The 15,455-nt window shown below is 59.2% G+C and carries 14 protein-coding genes; all 14 read right to left on the bottom strand.

Annotated features, from left to right (window positions below; translation table 11 throughout):
• Positions 1-186: 186 nt before the first annotated feature.
• Positions 187-1,215, bottom strand: a complete 1,029-nt coding sequence (locus ACESSC_RS09380) for an ABC transporter ATP-binding protein (RefSeq protein WP_373162666.1) — start codon at positions 1,213-1,215, stop codon at positions 187-189.
• Positions 1,216-2,307 carry an ABC transporter ATP-binding protein gene (locus ACESSC_RS09375; protein ID WP_022094887.1) on the bottom strand — a complete coding sequence of 364 codons (1,092 nt, stop codon included), beginning with the start codon at positions 2,305-2,307 and terminating at the stop codon, positions 1,216-1,218. It abuts the gene before it with no gap.
• 2 nt (positions 2,308-2,309) lie between these two features.
• Positions 2,310-3,245 (bottom strand): ABC transporter permease, encoded by a 936-nt coding sequence (locus ACESSC_RS09370; RefSeq protein WP_022094886.1) that lies wholly within the window; start codon positions 3,243-3,245, stop codon positions 2,310-2,312.
• A gap of 14 nt (positions 3,246-3,259) precedes the next feature.
• The gene (locus ACESSC_RS09365; RefSeq protein ID WP_320677801.1) at positions 3,260-4,297 is read right to left on the bottom strand and encodes an ABC transporter permease; all 1,038 of its coding nucleotides are present in this window, start codon (positions 4,295-4,297) and stop codon (positions 3,260-3,262) included.
• Positions 4,298-4,453: 156 nt separating this feature from the next.
• Positions 4,454-6,130, bottom strand: a complete 1,677-nt coding sequence (locus ACESSC_RS09360) for a peptide ABC transporter substrate-binding protein (RefSeq protein ID WP_320677802.1) — start codon at positions 6,128-6,130, stop codon at positions 4,454-4,456.
• A gap of 294 nt (positions 6,131-6,424) precedes the next feature.
• Positions 6,425-6,679: a preprotein translocase subunit SecG gene (secG, locus tag ACESSC_RS09355; RefSeq protein ID WP_006236144.1), complete on the bottom strand. Its 255-nt coding sequence runs from the start codon at positions 6,677-6,679 to the stop codon at positions 6,425-6,427.
• Between the two features lie 164 nt (positions 6,680-6,843).
• Positions 6,844-8,397, bottom strand: coding sequence for a 2,3-bisphosphoglycerate-independent phosphoglycerate mutase (gene gpmI / locus ACESSC_RS09350; RefSeq protein WP_373162663.1), 1,554 nt, complete (start codon positions 8,395-8,397; stop codon positions 6,844-6,846).
• A gap of 5 nt (positions 8,398-8,402) precedes the next feature.
• Positions 8,403-9,170 carry a triose-phosphate isomerase gene (gene tpiA, locus ACESSC_RS09345; protein WP_373162662.1) on the bottom strand — a complete coding sequence of 256 codons (768 nt, stop codon included), beginning with the start codon at positions 9,168-9,170 and terminating at the stop codon, positions 8,403-8,405.
• Positions 9,163-10,353, bottom strand: coding sequence for a phosphoglycerate kinase (locus ACESSC_RS09340; protein ID WP_022094881.1), 1,191 nt, complete (start codon positions 10,351-10,353; stop codon positions 9,163-9,165). Before ACESSC_RS09340 ends, tpiA begins: the two co-directional genes overlap by 8 nt.
• A 140-nt stretch (positions 10,354-10,493) precedes the next feature.
• Positions 10,494-11,519 carry a type I glyceraldehyde-3-phosphate dehydrogenase gene (gene gap, locus ACESSC_RS09335; RefSeq protein WP_099431436.1) on the bottom strand — a complete coding sequence of 342 codons (1,026 nt, stop codon included), beginning with the start codon at positions 11,517-11,519 and terminating at the stop codon, positions 10,494-10,496.
• A gap of 193 nt (positions 11,520-11,712) precedes the next feature.
• Positions 11,713-12,642, bottom strand: a complete 930-nt coding sequence (whiA, locus tag ACESSC_RS09330; RefSeq protein WP_195246818.1) for a DNA-binding protein WhiA — start codon at positions 12,640-12,642, stop codon at positions 11,713-11,715.
• A 6-nt stretch (positions 12,643-12,648) separates the two neighbouring features.
• Positions 12,649-13,569 (bottom strand): RNase adapter RapZ, encoded by a 921-nt coding sequence (rapZ, locus tag ACESSC_RS09325; RefSeq protein ID WP_022094878.1) that lies wholly within the window; start codon positions 13,567-13,569, stop codon positions 12,649-12,651.
• Positions 13,570-13,670: 101 nt separating this feature from the next.
• On the bottom strand, positions 13,671-14,357 hold the full coding sequence (locus ACESSC_RS09320) for an N-acetylmannosamine-6-phosphate 2-epimerase (RefSeq protein ID WP_373162659.1): 687 nt from the start codon (positions 14,355-14,357) through the stop codon (positions 13,671-13,673).
• A 70-nt stretch (positions 14,358-14,427) separates the two neighbouring features.
• Entirely contained in the window at positions 14,428-15,393 is a 966-nt protein-coding gene (locus tag ACESSC_RS09315; RefSeq protein WP_022094876.1) for an ROK family protein, read from the bottom strand.
• Positions 15,394-15,455: the final 62 nt, after the last annotated feature.

Here is a 15,455-nt window from a genome sequence, read left to right as displayed (position 1 = left end):
TCGATTGGGACAGGCGGGCCTTCGAGGCCGAGCGCAAAATGGATTCTAAAAAACACCTTGCCAAATAGGAGCGTCAGACCAGGAAACCCCCTTATCCACAGCTCCGAAGGAGCAGGATAAGGGGGGTTTCCAAGGTCGAGGACGTTCTGAAAACTAAGTCCAGCACGGGCCCGGACAAACAGCCGACTACAGGTCGATGTGAGATTCCTTGATCGGGAACGGCTCCGCGAAGTGGCAGGCGCAGCAGTGGCCCGGGGCAACTTCATTAAACTCAGGAAGCTTCTCGGAGCAGATGCCCTGCGCAATCGGGCAGCGCGTGTGGAAACGGCAGCCGGTCGGCGGATCCAGCGGCGACGGCGGATCGCCGGCAAGGATGATGCGCTTACGGGTCTTCTGGATATCAGGATCGGGAACCGGCACGGCAGACAGCAGCGACTGCGTGTACGGGTGGTGAGGCTCGCTATAGAGCGTCTTCCAGTCCGAAACCTCGACCATCTTACCCAGATACATAACGGCAACGCGATCGGAGATGTGCTGCACGACGGACAGGTCGTGGGCGATAAACAGATACGCCGTACCGAACTTGTCCTGAAGTTCCTTGAGCAGGTTCAGAACCTGGGCCTGAATGGAAACATCCAGAGCGGAAACGGGCTCGTCGCAGATGATCAGCTTGGGCTTGAGCGCAAAAGCGCGGGCGATGCCGACACGCTGACGCTGACCGCCAGAGAACTCGTGCGGATAACGGTTGATGTGCTCGGGGTTCAGTCCGACAACGTCGAGAAGCTCGCGGACACGCTCAATGCGCTCCTCCTTGGTACCCACGCCGTGAATGGTCATGGGCTCGGAGACGATCTCGCCGATGGTCATACGAGGATTCAGCGATGCATAGGGGTCCTGGAAGATGAACTGCATCTCGCGACGCATATCCTTGATCTCGTGCTTGCTCATCTCGGCAACATCTTTGCCCTGGAAGAACACCTTACCGGCGGTCGGCTTGGTCAAGCGCATGATGGTGCGACCCGTCGTGGACTTACCGCAACCAGACTCACCAACCAGACCAAAAGTCTCGCCAGGATAAATCTCAAAAGAGATGTCATTTACAGCAGAGACGACACGCTTGGAAAAACGCTTGGCGAACATGCCGGACTCAGCGGGGAACTCCTTAGAAAGGTGCTCGACCTTCAGCAACGGAGTACGCTCGTTATTGTCTGCCATTTACGCCTCGCCTCCCTTCTTGGAATCCTTGCGCGTGCGGGACGTCTCAGGGGCGTTCTTGAGGAACTCGGGGTCACCGGAATAATGGCACGCAGAATAGTGGCCGGACTCGGTGACAACGCGCTCGGGGCGCTGCTTGCGGCACTTGTCCGTCGCATAGGGGCAGCGAGGAGAGAAGACGCAGCCCTCGGGCAGGTTCATGAGCGAAGGCGGGTTGCCGTGAATCGGCGTCAGCGGCTTCTTCTCTTCGATGGCCTGCTCCGGGATGGAGCGGATAAGGCCCCAGGTGTAGGGGTGGCGGCTCTCGTAGAAGATTTCCTCAGCAGTACCGAACTCGACGGGACGGCCGGCGTACATAACCATGATCTTATCGGCCATATCGGCAACGACGCCCAGGTCATGGGTAATCATGATGATGGCGTTGCCGTTCTTCTCCTGCATTTCCTGCATAAGCTCAATAATCTGAGCCTGGATGGTAACGTCCAGAGCAGTCGTGGGCTCGTCGGCAATCAGAATATCGGGATCGCAGGCAAGAGCCATGGCAATCATGACGCGCTGACGCATACCGCCAGAGAACTGGTGCGGATACTCATTGACGCGCTTCTCGGGCTCGGGAATGCCAACGAGGTCCAAAAGCTCGGTGGCGCGCTTGAGCGCCTCCTGCTTGGAGTAGCCACGGTGCAGACGAAGGCCCTCGCCCACCTGCTTGCCGATCTTATAGACCGGGTTCAGGGAGGTCATAGGATCCTGGAAGATCATCGCGATATCGTTGCCGCGAATGTGCTGCATCTCTTCCTCGGTCATCTCGAGGATGGAGCGGCCGCGATAGCGAACGTCACCGCCCTCGATCTTTCCCGGAGGCATCGAGATAAGGCCCATGATGGTCATGGCGGTCACGGACTTACCGGAGCCGGATTCACCGACGACTCCCAGGGTCTCGCCGCGATCGAGCGTGTAGGAGACACCGTCGACAGCGCGAACGACGCCATCCTCGGTGTGGAAATACATCTTAAGGTCATCGACCTCGAGCAGATGCTGGCCCTCGGGAACCGGCTGGTCCTTCAGGTCCACATAGTTCTTGTTCTTCTTCATCCTTATGCGTCCTTCATCTTGACGTCGAGGGCGTCGCGCAGACCGTCACCCAGCAGGGTGAAGGCGAGCACCGTCGAGAGAATTGCCAGACCGGGCATGATCATCATCCAGGGAGCGGTCAGAAGATACTGCTGACCGTCCTGAATCATGGAGCCCCACGAAGGCGTAGGCGGAATAACGCCCATGCCGAGGAAGGACAGAGCGGACTCGGTCAGAATGGCGCCACCAATGTTCATGGTTGCGTAGACCACGATAGAGGCGACGGAGTTCGGGAAGATGTGACGCACGACGATACGGGCATCGGATGCACCCATCGCGCGTGCAGCGTCAACATAGTCGTTTTCCTTGACCGTCAAGATTGCAGAGCGGAAGACGCGTGCAATCGAAGGCCAGCCGAGAATACCGATGGCGATAAAGACGTTCTGAAGGCCACGGCCGATAACGGCGATCATGGCGACAACGAACAGCACGTACGGGAACGCCAGGAAGATGTCCGCACAGCGCATGATGATCGTATCCCAGATGCCGCCGTAGAAACCCGCCAGAGCACCCATGACCAGACCGATCAGCGTGGAGATCGCGGTTGCCATAATGCCGACGGACAGCGAAACGCGCGCACCGTAGATAACGCGGACGAGAATGTCACGACCAAGGGCGTCGGTGCCAAACGGGTGCTCTGCACACGGAGCCAGCAGCGACGTCTGAGCCATGGTGGTCGAGTCGGAAGCCGTCGGCGAACCGAGCCAGGGCTTAGCCCATAGATCTGCGGTCAGTGCAACCACAACGACGATGATGATCCAGCAGACACCGATAACGGCGAGCTTGTTCTTACGAAGACGCTTAAAAGCGTCGCCCCACAGCGTGCGGGACTTGGCGGGAGCAGATGCGGCCTTGGTGGCGGTAGCCTGCTCCTGAGACTGAGAATCAGTTTCCTGCATGAGACGTACCTCCCTTAGGCCTTATCCGACGGACCGCCAAGGCGGATGCGCGGGTCGAGGAATGCATAGCTAATGTCGACGAGCAGGTTAATCACCATGACGACGACAACGATGAGCGTAACGCCGCCCATAACGATGGGCCAGTCACGCATGCTAATGGCGCGATAGACCTCATAGCCGATACCGGGCCAGTTAAAGACCGTCTCGGTCAGGATGGCGCCCGAAAGCATGCCGCCGAAGTCGACACCAATATAGGTAACGACGGGGATGAGTGCATTCTTAAGCGCATGCTTGACGATGATCGCGCGATTGGAGAGACCCTTCGCCTTTGCCGTACGGATGTAATCCTGGTTCATGACGTCAAGCAGCTGCGAGCGCATAATGCGGGCGGCATAAGCGGTCGAAACCGAAGCCAGCGTAATGGTCGGAAGCACATAGTGCATCCAATCCTGATACTGAGAGCTGGAACCGCCGGCACCCGAAATCGGCATGGAGAATGCACCGCCGGTGGCATCCTTAAGGATGACGCCAAAGAACAGCTGCAGCAACATACCGAGCCAGAAAGCCGGGACGGCAACGAGAATCGACGTGGTGAGCGTTACCAAAATATCCCAGAAGGAATAACGCTTAACCGCCGAAATGATACCCGCACCGATACCCATGATTGCCTCGAGCACGATGGCGCACGCGGCAAGTTTGACCGTATACGGATACTTCTGGGCAAAGATTTCCGTAACCGGCAGCTTGCGCTGATACGAATTGCCCAGATCGCCATGAAGCAGGCCGTTCATGTAATACAAGTAACGGTCCACGAGCGACGTTTGAACGGGGTCGCCGTTCTCATCAAGGATCGCGTTGCCGTCCTCGTCCGACTGGACCAGGTGATAGCGGACGCGAAGCTGAAGCTCCACCTCGGGGGACAGAGCCTTGTCTCCACCGATCAGCTTGATCGGATCTCCCGGCACGATATTCTGGAGGGCGAACAGAATCAGCGTAACGCCCAAAAACACCGGGATGAACTGAAGCACACGTTTAACGATGTACTTACCCATACCACTCCCCTATCTAGGGATTAACCTAAATGGGATGCCGATCGCCAGACCGGCATCCCAAAATTACCATCAGCCAGTTTACCCCAGGTTAGGGAGAACTGTATGTTTCCCATGAGGTCTACGTAAATACTTGACCCTCACGGAAGCTGCAAACTCTTAGGCGAGCTCAGCGGTACCCAGCTCGGCATGCTTCTGCGGATCGACATAGAGGTGCTTGATGCGATCGGAGCCGACGATGGTGTGCGTGTAGAACATAATCGGGATGACCGGGCAGTCGGCAGCGACCATTGCGTCGGCCTCCTGCATCTTAGCGACGCGCTCCTCGTCGTCAACAATAGTACGAGCCTCGTCGACCTTGGCGTCGAACTCGGGGTTGTTGTAACCAGAGCGGTTATCGCCACCGAGGGAGTCGGAGTGGAACAGCGGATACAGGAAGTTGTCCATGATCGGGTAGTCGGCAATCCAACCCAGACGACCGAACTGATAGTTAAAGTTCTGATACTGCTCGAGCAGGGCAGACCACTCAGGGGTATCGGAGACAGCGGTAACGCCAACCTTGGCGAGGTCGCCGATGATGGACTCCATGATCTCCTTGTGACCGCCGTCCTGGTTGTAGGACAGGGTCACGCTAATGCCACGATCCCCGTTAGCGCCAGCGGGAGCAACCTTGTCGAGGTACTCGTTAGCCTTGTCGACATCGTAGGCGCAGAACTCCCATGCGCCCTCCTTGTAGCCATCGATGCCCGGAGGAACAATGCCGTCGGCAGGGGTACGGGTACCCTTATAGATGGTCTTGCAGATGGCCTCACGGTTGATGGCCAGGGAGATGCCCCTGCGCAGGTCGGCGTTGTTGAACGGCTCGGCCGTGGTGTTGCAGGTCAGATAGTACGTGGAAGGCTCGGCGCCGAGCAGCATGCGCTCGCCGTCACCCATGGTGTAGCCGTCCTTGGACACGCCGCGATCCTTCTTGGCGGCATCGATCTGAGCGACGGGAACGTCGCAGACATCGAGGTTACCGGCCTGGAACTCCTTGTAAGCAGTCTCCATGTCCTTGATGACCTGGAAGTGGATGCCATCGATCTTGGCCTTGTCGCCATAGTAATCGTCGAACTTCTTGAGGTTGATCTCCTGACCATCCTCCCACTTGCCGTCCATCATGAACGGGCCGTTACCGACCGGTGCAAGATAGAAGCTCTTGGCATCGGACTCGGCGCACTCGGGAACCGGGGCCAGAGCCGGGTGAGAGGCGACGAAGGGGAAGTCGGCGTAAGCGGAAGACAGCTTAACGACGAGGGTCTCATCGTCGGGGCAGGTAACACCGCTGAGCTCGGTGGCGTTACCGGCAAGCAGGTCGTCATAGCCCTCGACCATGGAAAGGTGGTAGGAGACCTCGGAAGGGCCGTACTCGGTAGCGATGGCCGACTTGGTGTTGACCAGACGCTCCCAACCGAGCTTGAAGGACTTGGAGGTAACGTCGTCACCGTTGTGGAACTTGGCCTTCTTGATCTTGAAGGTGAACTCGGTGGCGTCGTCGTTGGCCTCGAAGGACTCGCAAGCCAGCGGAACGATCTCGCCCTTCTCGGCGTCATAAGAGGTCAGAGCGTCAAAGAGCTGGTACTCGACCTGAGTGCCCTGGTCCTCCTGGACATTGTAGGGGTCGATGCAGACCGGGTTGTTGATGTAGAAGTTCAGCGTCGAACCGGACTCAGAACCGGAAGCGTCGCCACCCTTCTTGCCGCATGCGGCAAGAAAAGCCATGGAGCTCGCAGCGAGGGTGCCGCCAACAAAGGCGCGACGACCCATAACGGGCTGGTGGAACATAGAATCAGCCATGCCATCCTCCTTATGAGATAGGACAAAGAAATGTTCAGTCGGACACATGTCGAAACAATCCGATCCGAACCATCAAAACGCCGCCCGCTGCTATGGCTGGTTATGCACAACGGACCAACGTTTTGCAATACAGTAGCGCATTTTATACACAATTTGGGGCTAATTCCGGTTAACGGTCGAGAATTTCTTTAGTTGGGCGAAGTATGTGAGGATATTTTGACTCTGTTACAAATATGTAAACAAAAAGGGTCCCGCACTTACGGGACCCTTTTTGAATATTTATGCGGCTCGTGCTTAGTAGCCGACGATGCCCTGCGGGAAGAAGAACATGCACAGCACGACGCACACGGCAAACACGACAGCCATGATGACGGTCAGGCGGTCGAGGTTCTGCTCCATGACGCCCGTGGCAGAGCTGGAGTTATACAGCGAGCTAGCGATCATATCCGAAACGCCGGTGCCCTTACCGGAATGCATCAGGACGAGAATCGTCAGCGCCACGGCAGAGACAGCCCAAACGACAAACAGAAGAATCTGGAACGGACCCATAGATAAGCTCCTTAATAGAACAGTTTAAACTCCAGTACTGTACCACAATCCCCCGCTCTCCCCTACCTGCCACTCAAGGACGGGGTGGAAATGGCAGAAATACCAAAAAGGGGGTTGTCCGGTTGTGGACAACCCCCTTACTAGAAAACGGTATTTGTTTTCTCTTAGGCCTCGGTGGCGAGCACGCGACCCGTCATCTCGGCGGAAGGCTCAATGCCAGCCATGGTGAGCATGGTCGGAGCGATATCGGAAAGACGGCCGTCCTCGATACCGGTGAGCTTGGCCTTCTCATCAACGATGATGAACGGCACACGGTTGGTGGTGTGAGCCGTGAACGGATGCTTGGAACCGTCGGAAGCGACGTCAAACATGTGGTCGGCGTTGCCGTGGTCGGCGGTGATCAGCGCAAAGCCGCCCTTGGCGAGAATCGCCGGGACAACCTTGGACAGGGCATCGTCAACAGCCTCGACGGCCTTAACGGCGGCGTCGAAGACACCGGTGTGACCAACCATGTCGCAGTTCGCGAAGTTCACGATGTAGAAATCAGCGCGATCCTCGTTGATGGCGGCGACAAGCTTCTCGGTAACCTCGGGAGCGCTCATCTCAGGCTGCAGATCGTAGGTAGCGACCTTGGGGGAAGCGACGAGCACGCGCTCCTCGCCCTCCTTGGGCTCCTCGATGCCGCCGTTGAGGAAGAACGTCACGTGGGCGTACTTCTCGGTCTCGGCGGTGTGCAGCTGCTTCAGGCCATTGGCGGCGATAACGTCGGCCAGGACGTTCTCGGGGAACGTCTTGGGGAAGGCGACCTCGACGTCAAACGTCGGATCGTACTCGGTCATCGTCACAAAGTGCGAAAGCTTGATCTGCTCGCGCTCAAAGCCGTCGAACTCCTTGTCCGTGAACACGCGGGTCATCTGACGAGCGCGGTCGGGACGAAAGTTGAAGAAGATGGCCGCGTCGCCCTCGTGAATGCCCTCGTTGTGGGCAGCGAAGGGCTCGACGAACTCGTCGCCGCGCGGATCCTTCTCATAGTAGGCCTTGATACCGGCAACGGGGTCGGTATCGGCATCGGACGCGTTGACCATGACGTCGTAGGCGCGCTGGATGCGCTCCCAACGATTATCGCGGTCCATGGCCCAATAACGGCCCGAGACGGTGGCAACGCGAGCGTCGCAACCGGTCTCCTCGGAGATCTTAGCCAGGAAGGCGCAGAACTCGCTCATGTAGCCGGCACCGGATTGCGGGTCGACGTCGCGGCCATCCATGAAGGCGTGGACGCGAACGGTCTTGACGCCATGCTGGGCAGCCATCTTGACCAGAGCCTCGACGTGGTTCATGTGAGAGTGAACACCGCCAGGGCTCATAAGGCCCATGAGGTGCAGGGTCTTGCCTTCGGCCTTGACGTCGTCCATAGCCTTGACGAAGACCTCGTTCTTGGCGATGGAGCCGTCCTTGATGGCGTTGTTGATGCGCGAAAGCTCCTGGAACACGATGCGGCCGGCACCGATGTTGAGGTGACCCACCTCGGAGTTGCCCATCTGGCCGTCGGGAAGGCCCACGTCCTCGCCCGAAGCACCGAGCGTGGTGTGAGGATACTTCTCGTACAGGCTATCAAGGAAGGGCGTCTTGGCAGCGGCGACGGCGTTCTCGCCATCAGCCGGAGCAAGGCCGCAGCCATCCATGATGATCAGGAGTGCAGGAAGATGACGCTGTGCCATATGTCCTACTCGCCTGCCTTGACGACCATAGAGGCGAAGTCGACAGCCTTGAGCGAAGCGCCGCCCACGAGGGCGCCGTCAACGTCGGGCTTGGCGACGAGCTCGGCAATGTTGCCGGGCTTAGCGGAACCACCGTACAGGACGCGGATACCGTCGGCGAGCTCCTCGCCAAACATCTCCTTGAGGGTCTCACGGATAGCGCCGCAGACCTCCTGGGCGTCCTCAGCGGTAGCGGTCTTGCCGGTGCCGATGGCCCAGATGGGCTCGTAGGCGACGACGACCTGCTTGGGACAAGTGATCTCGAGACCCTCGAGACCAGCCTTGACCTGGTTCACGACGTGCTCGACATAGGTGCCAGCCTCGCGGACCTCGAGAGACTCGCCGCAGCAGAAGACGGGAACAAGACCGGCGGCAACGAGAGCCTTGGCCTTCTTGTTCTGATCCTCGTCGGTCTCGTGGAAGTAGTCGCGACGCTCGGAGTGACCGATGATGCAGTAGGTGCAGCCAGCAGACTTGAGCATGTCGCAAGAAGACTCACCGGTGAAGGCACCCTTGGCCTCCCAGTACACGTTCTGTGCACCGAGGGCGATGGGGGCAGCCTGAATACGGTCATGAACCGTGGTGATGTCGATGGTCGGAGGGCAGACGAGCACCTCGACGCCAGCCGGAACCTCGGGCAGAGCCTGAGCCAGCTCGTCGGCGAGCTTGGCGGCCTCGGCGACGTCGTTGTTCATCTTCCAGTTACCAGCGATAAGAAGGGTGCGATTAGGCATCGAGAAGCGCCTCCACTCCGGGCAGGGCCTTACCCTCGACGAGCTCCATGGAAGCGCCACCACCGGTGGAGATCCAGCTCATCTTGTCGGCCAGGTTGAACTTATTGACAGCTGCGACAGAGTCGCCACCGCCGATGATCGAGGTGCAGTCGGCCTCGGCGACAGCCTCGGCGATAGCCTGGGTGCCATGAGCGAAGTTATCGAACTCGAAGACGCCCATGGGGCCGTTCCAGAACACGGTCTTGGCGCCCTTGACGGCCTCGGCGTAAAGCTCCTCGGTCTTGGGGCCGATGTCCATGCCCTCACGATCGTCGGGGATAGCGTCGGAAGCGACAACCTCGGGGACAGCGTCCTCGCCAAAGTGATCGGCAACGCGGTTGTCGATGGGGAGCAGGATCTTGACGCCCTTCTCCTCGGCCTTCTTGAGCATCTCGCCAGCGCGCTCGACCCAGTCCTCTTCCTTGAGGGACTGACCAACGGACAGGCCCTGAGCCAGGAAGAAGGTATAGGCCATGCCGCCACCGATGATCAGGGTGTCAGCGGAGTCGATGAGGTGATCGAGAACGCCGATCTTGGAGGAAACCTTGGAACCGCCGACGATAGCGACGAAGGGGCGCTCGGGCTCGGCGAAGATACCGGTCAGCGTGTCGACCTCCTTCTCGAGCAGGAAGCCGGCGACGGCGGGCAGGTAAGCGGCGGGGCCCACAACGGAACCCTGGGCGCGGTGAGCGGTGCCGAAGGCATCGAGAACGAAGACGTCACCATAGGAAGCGAGCTTCTTGGCGATCTCGGGATCGTTCTTCTTCTCACGCTTGTCAAAACGGACGTTCTCGAGAACGAGGACCTTGCCCGGCTCGACGGCGGCAACAGCCTCAGCAGCCTTCTCGCCGTAGGTGTCGGCGACAAAGGCAACATCGAGACCAGAGAGCTCAGCGAGCTTCTTGGCGACGGGCTCGAGGGACAGCTCGGGCTGGAAGCCGGTGCCATCGGGACGGCCGAGGTGGCTCATGAGGATGACGCGAGCGTTGTGCTCAACGAGGTAGTTGATGGTGGGCAGGGCAGCCTTGATGCGGGTGGTGTCGCCAACGACGCCATCCTTGATAGGCACGTTGAAGTCAACGCGGACGAGAACGCGCTTGCCGTCGACATCGATGTCGCGGACGGTCTTCTTGGTAAAGGCCATGTTTGCTTCTACCTTTCGTACGTGTCTGCCTCCCATTACGGCAGACGATTTCCTATAAAAAGGGCGCGACCCTAGGGTGTAAGCCCTATGAGGCCGCGCCCTTCTTTAGACGCTCAACGAGCTATTCGCTAAAAGCTAAATTAAGCAACGAACTTCTCGAAGTACTTGATGGTGCGGACCATCTGAGAGGTGTAGGAGTTCTCGTTGTCGTACCAAGAGGTGACCTGAACGAGGGTCTGGCCGTTGCCGAGGTCAGAGCACATGGTCTGAGTGGCGTCGAAGATGGAGCCGTGGGTCTCGCCGATGATGTCGGTGGAGACGATGTCGTCCTCGTTGTAACCGAAGGTCTCGGAGATGGTGGAAGCGTAGGCCTTCATAGCGGCGTTGACCTCGTCGACGGTGACCTTCTTGTCAACGACAGCGTAGAGGTTGGTGATGGAGCCGGTCGGCGTCGGGACACGCTGGGCGGCACCGATGAGCTTACCGTTGAGCTCGGGGAGAACCAGGCCGATAGCCTTGGCAGCACCGGTGGTGTTGGGGACGATGTTGACGGCGCAGGCGCGGCTACGACGCTTGTTGCCCTTGCGCTGCGGGCCGTCGAGCGGCATCTGGTCGCCGGTCCAGGCGTGAATGGTGGTCATGATGCCGGACACGATGGGAGCGAAGTCGTTCAGACCCTTGGCCATCGGGGCGAGGCAGTTGGTGGTGCAGGAAGCAGCGGAGATGATGTTGTCCTCAGCGGTCAGCGTCTCGTGGTTGACGTTGTACACGATGGTGGGCAGATCACTGCCGGCCGGAGCGGAGATGACGACCTTCTTGGCGCCAGCGTTGATGTGGGCCTGAGCCTTAGCCTTGCTGGTGTAGAAGCCGGTGCACTCGAGAACGACGTCGACGTCGAGGTCGCCCCAAGGCAGGTTGTTGGCGTCGGCCTCCTTGTAGATCTTGATCTCCTTGCCGTCAACGGTGATGGAATCCTCGCCAGCAACGACCTCGTGATCGCGAGCGTAGTTGCCCTGCGTGGAGTCGTACTTCAGCAGGTAAGCGAGCATATCGGGAGAGGTGAGGTCGTTGATAGCGACGATCTCGGAGCCCTCATGACCGAACATCTGACGGAAAGCCAGACGACCGATGCGACCGAAGCCGTTAATAGCAACCTTTACTGCCATTGTGTCTCCTTTCGTAAGGCCCCCGCGAGCTACAGCGCCCGCCGTTGAGGCCCACAAACTAACCACTCGCCTAATATACCTTTTTTTTGACTTGAATTTCACGAGAATGCTCGAAATTGAAAATCAAATTTACGTTAAAACGTTTTAAATACTAAAACAGCAGCTAAATCCGTATATAAGTCGATACTTTAATCTACCTGTTTGCTTCAATGAGCTTTTCAAGCCGTAAAACACGATGGTAGAGGGCCGACTTCGACAAGGGAGGGTCAGCCATCTCCCCCAAATCACGCAGTGACAGATCGGGGTAGCGCTCGCGCAGGTCGCAAAAGACCGCCAAGGCATCCGGAAGCGCATCGCGAAGGCCACGCTGCTCGAGCTCATCGATCAACGCAAGCTGATGCTGGGCGGCACCGGCGCTTCTGGTCTGATTGGCCAGCTCGGCGTTCACGCGACGGTTTACGTCGTTCTTAACCAATTTGACCGCGCGCGCTTCCTCGATCTCGGCAACGCTGCGCTTGGCGCCGACCAGCTTTAGGAGCTGCTCGATCTCCTCGGCGCTCTTAATGTACACGGCATATGACCCCCGCCGCGCATTAACACGAGCATGGACCCCAATCTGCTCCAACAGATCGCAAAGCCCCTTGGCATATTGCTCGCCCTGCACCGCGATCTCCAAATGAAAATCGCCGCGTGGATCGGCCACGAAGCCGCCCGCGATGAGCGCGCCGCGGATATAGGCAAGCCTGCAGCAGGGACGGGCAACGATATGTCGGGGCACGCCGGCGACAAGTCCTCCCCTGCGGTCGAGGATGCCCAGCAGCACCAGAGCCTTATCCAGGTCTGGCTGATCAGGCAAGGTGATGAGGTAGTTTCGAACCTTATGCAATACAGATTTACGAACGGTGAATTCCGTTTTGAGCTTAAGGATGCGATGCGTCAGCGTGATCATTGTGCGCGCGACGGCGCCCGTCTCGGTCGCGACCGTCAAACGATACCGCCCGGAGCCGGCCAGCGAAAGTGTACCGCTCACACGCGTCAGGGCGGCAAGCGTCGACAAATCGCAGTATTCACATTCGGGTTCGCAGCGCGCGAGTTCGTCACGCACCTCGGCGGTAAACGACATGCAGGCCTATGCTTTCGTGTTGGCGCGCGACAGGTCGCGGTGGGAAATGCTCACGTGATATTGAGCGCCTTCCAAATAACGTGCCGTGGCCTCGGCGATGGCAACGCTGCGGTGTTGACCGCCCGTGCAGCCGATGGCAATAGAAAGCTGTGGCTTGCCCTCCGCGATATAGCCCGGCATCACCGTATCGAGCAGCTGCGTCCAAGCTTTCCAGAACTCCTGGGTCTTGGGATGGTCCAGAACAAAGTCGGAGACCTTCTTATCGAGACCGGTCATGGTGCGCATCTCGGGATCGTAGAACGGATTGGGCAGGAAGCGAACGTCGATCATAATGTCCGCCTCAACGGGCATACCGTGCTTAAAGCCAAACGAGAACACATGGACGTCCATGAGCTGCTGGTCGGACAACTCGGAGAACGCCATGCGCAATTTGTTGCGCAGGGCAGAGGTACGCAGGCGGCTCGTGTCGATGATCATATCGGCTCGGTCGCGCACACCCTGCAGCTGCAGGCGCTCGCGCTGAATCGCATCGGCCGTAGTCTCCCCCGGCTTGGCAATGGGATGGCGGCGGCGGTTTTCGCTATAACGACGGATCAGCACCTCGTCAGAGGCCTCGAGAAACACGATGTCACAGCTCATCTCGCGCTCCTCGAGTGCGGCAACGGCATCGAGCAGCTCATCGAACAAGCCCTGGCTGCGCAGGTCACAGGTGACGGCGAGATGCCTGCCCACGCCCGTATTGATGCCGACGAGCTCGGCAAGCTGGGCGATGAGACGCGGAGGCAGGTTATCGATGCAAAAATAGCCCATGTCCTCGAACACGTGCATGGCCTGTGTGCGGCCCGATCCGGACATTCCGGTGATGATGACGATATCGGGGATGCGCTCCGAGCGCTCCGCCGCATCCATGGCATCTCCCTTTTGCATGTGCTGCCTCCCGAAAACAAGCGCGGGACCCAGCAACCCGGATCCCGCGCGGTCAATTGCCTATATTGAGTATACCGCCCCGAGCGGATACGAGGCCTGTCTTACGCCTCAAGCGCAGCCTTGAACCAACTCGTAATACTCGTGGGGTGCGTGATGGCGGTGCCGACGACAACGGCCCAGGCGCCAGCTTCGATCGCGGCGCGAGCCTCCTCGGGCGTGTGCACGCGGCCCTCGCAGATGATGGGAAGGCCGGGGAATTCCTCAGTCGCCTGACGCAGGAGCGGCAGGTCGGGGCCATCGGCCATGGTGCAGTCGATGGCGGCGACGCCGTGAGAAAGCGTGGTGGATACCAGGTCAAAGCCCATATCAACAGCACGGCGAATATCCTCGATGGTGGCACAATCCGCCATCAGGAGCACACCCTCCTCGTGCAGCGGGCGGAAGGTATCCTCGACCGTCTTGCCATCGGGACGCGGACGATCGGTGGCATCGATCGCCACGATATCGGCACCGGCAGCAACGCAGGCGCGAGCGTGACGCAGCGTCGGCGTGATGTAAACGCCCTCGTGCCCATCCTTCCACAGGCCGATAACAGGAACCTCACAGCGACCCTTAATGGCGGCAATGTCGGCAAGGCCCTGACAGCGAATGGCGGCGGCGCCGCCAAGCTCGCAAGCGCGAGACATTTGAGCCATGGTCTCGGGCGTACGAAGCGGCTCGCCCATATACGCCTGAACGCTCACGACGAGCTTGCCCTTCAGGGATTGAATCAAAGGATCGACGGTCATAAGGCTGCAACCTTTCTCAGAACAGCCTCCCGAGGCGTGTTGTCTCGGGAGGCTTCTACAGCAGATACGTTTACTTCAACGAGGCAAGAAGATGCTCAGCGGCACCGATGAGCGGAGCATCGCCCTCCAGAGAACCGATGAGGATCGGCGTGTCCTGAAGCGGATCGAGCGCCTGGCTGGCATAGCCCTCGTGCACCGAATCCTTCCACGTCTGCGAACGCCAATCGGGACCTTGGTGAATCACGCCGCCCGAAAGCACGATGACCTCAGGGTCCAGGATGTTAGCGAGCGAGCCCAAGCTGGCACCCAACGCAAAGCCGGCATCATGGATGACCTCGGTCGCCTTTGCGTCGCCTGCACGGCACAGGTCGTTCACATCGCGACCGACCGAAGGACGGCTGGGGTCGACGCGGCCAAAGCGCTCATCGTACATACGACCAATGGAAGTGCCCGAAGCAACCGACTCCAGATGGCCGGAACGCCCGCAGGCGCAGGGAATGCCGGCGGCAGCCGAGCACTCGATGTGGCCCATATGGCCAGCAGCACCATGGAAGCCCTGCATCACGCGGCCGTTCTCGACATATGCGCCGCCGATGCCCGTACCGATGCCAAGACACAAGACGGAGAACTTGCCCTTGCCGACGCCCCAGTGGGCCTCGCCCAGAGCATGAGCCTGCACGTCGCCTACAACGGCAACGGGAAGACCGAGATCCTCGCGCAGACGCGGCCCCAACTGAACGCCGGACCAGCCGGGCATGATCTCATTGGCATACGCGATGGCGCCCGTCTTGGGATCGACGACGCCGGCGGCACCGATACCGACGCCAAGGACCTCGACATCGGGATTCGCCTCGAGAGCAGCCTTGATGGACGCCTCGATACGCTGGAAGACGGCCTCGCCGCCCTCTTGGGCCTCGGTGGGAACCTCGGCCTCAAAAACGGGATGGGGCACACTACCGTCAGCCGGGTACTCCATGATGGCAGTCGCGATCTTAGTTCCGCCGATATCGACAGAACAGACGTACTTGTTCTCCATGTCGCTCTCCTTCGGAGATAAAAAACAACTATAGGAAATGCGCCGTCAGGCTAGCCGTCACA

The organism is Collinsella aerofaciens (assembly GCF_964243765.1).
Lineage (GTDB): Bacteria > Actinomycetota > Coriobacteriia > Coriobacteriales > Coriobacteriaceae > Collinsella > Collinsella aerofaciens_BU.
The sequence above is the reverse complement of the archived record's forward strand: the minus strand, read 5'-3'. Positions and strand labels throughout refer to the sequence as shown.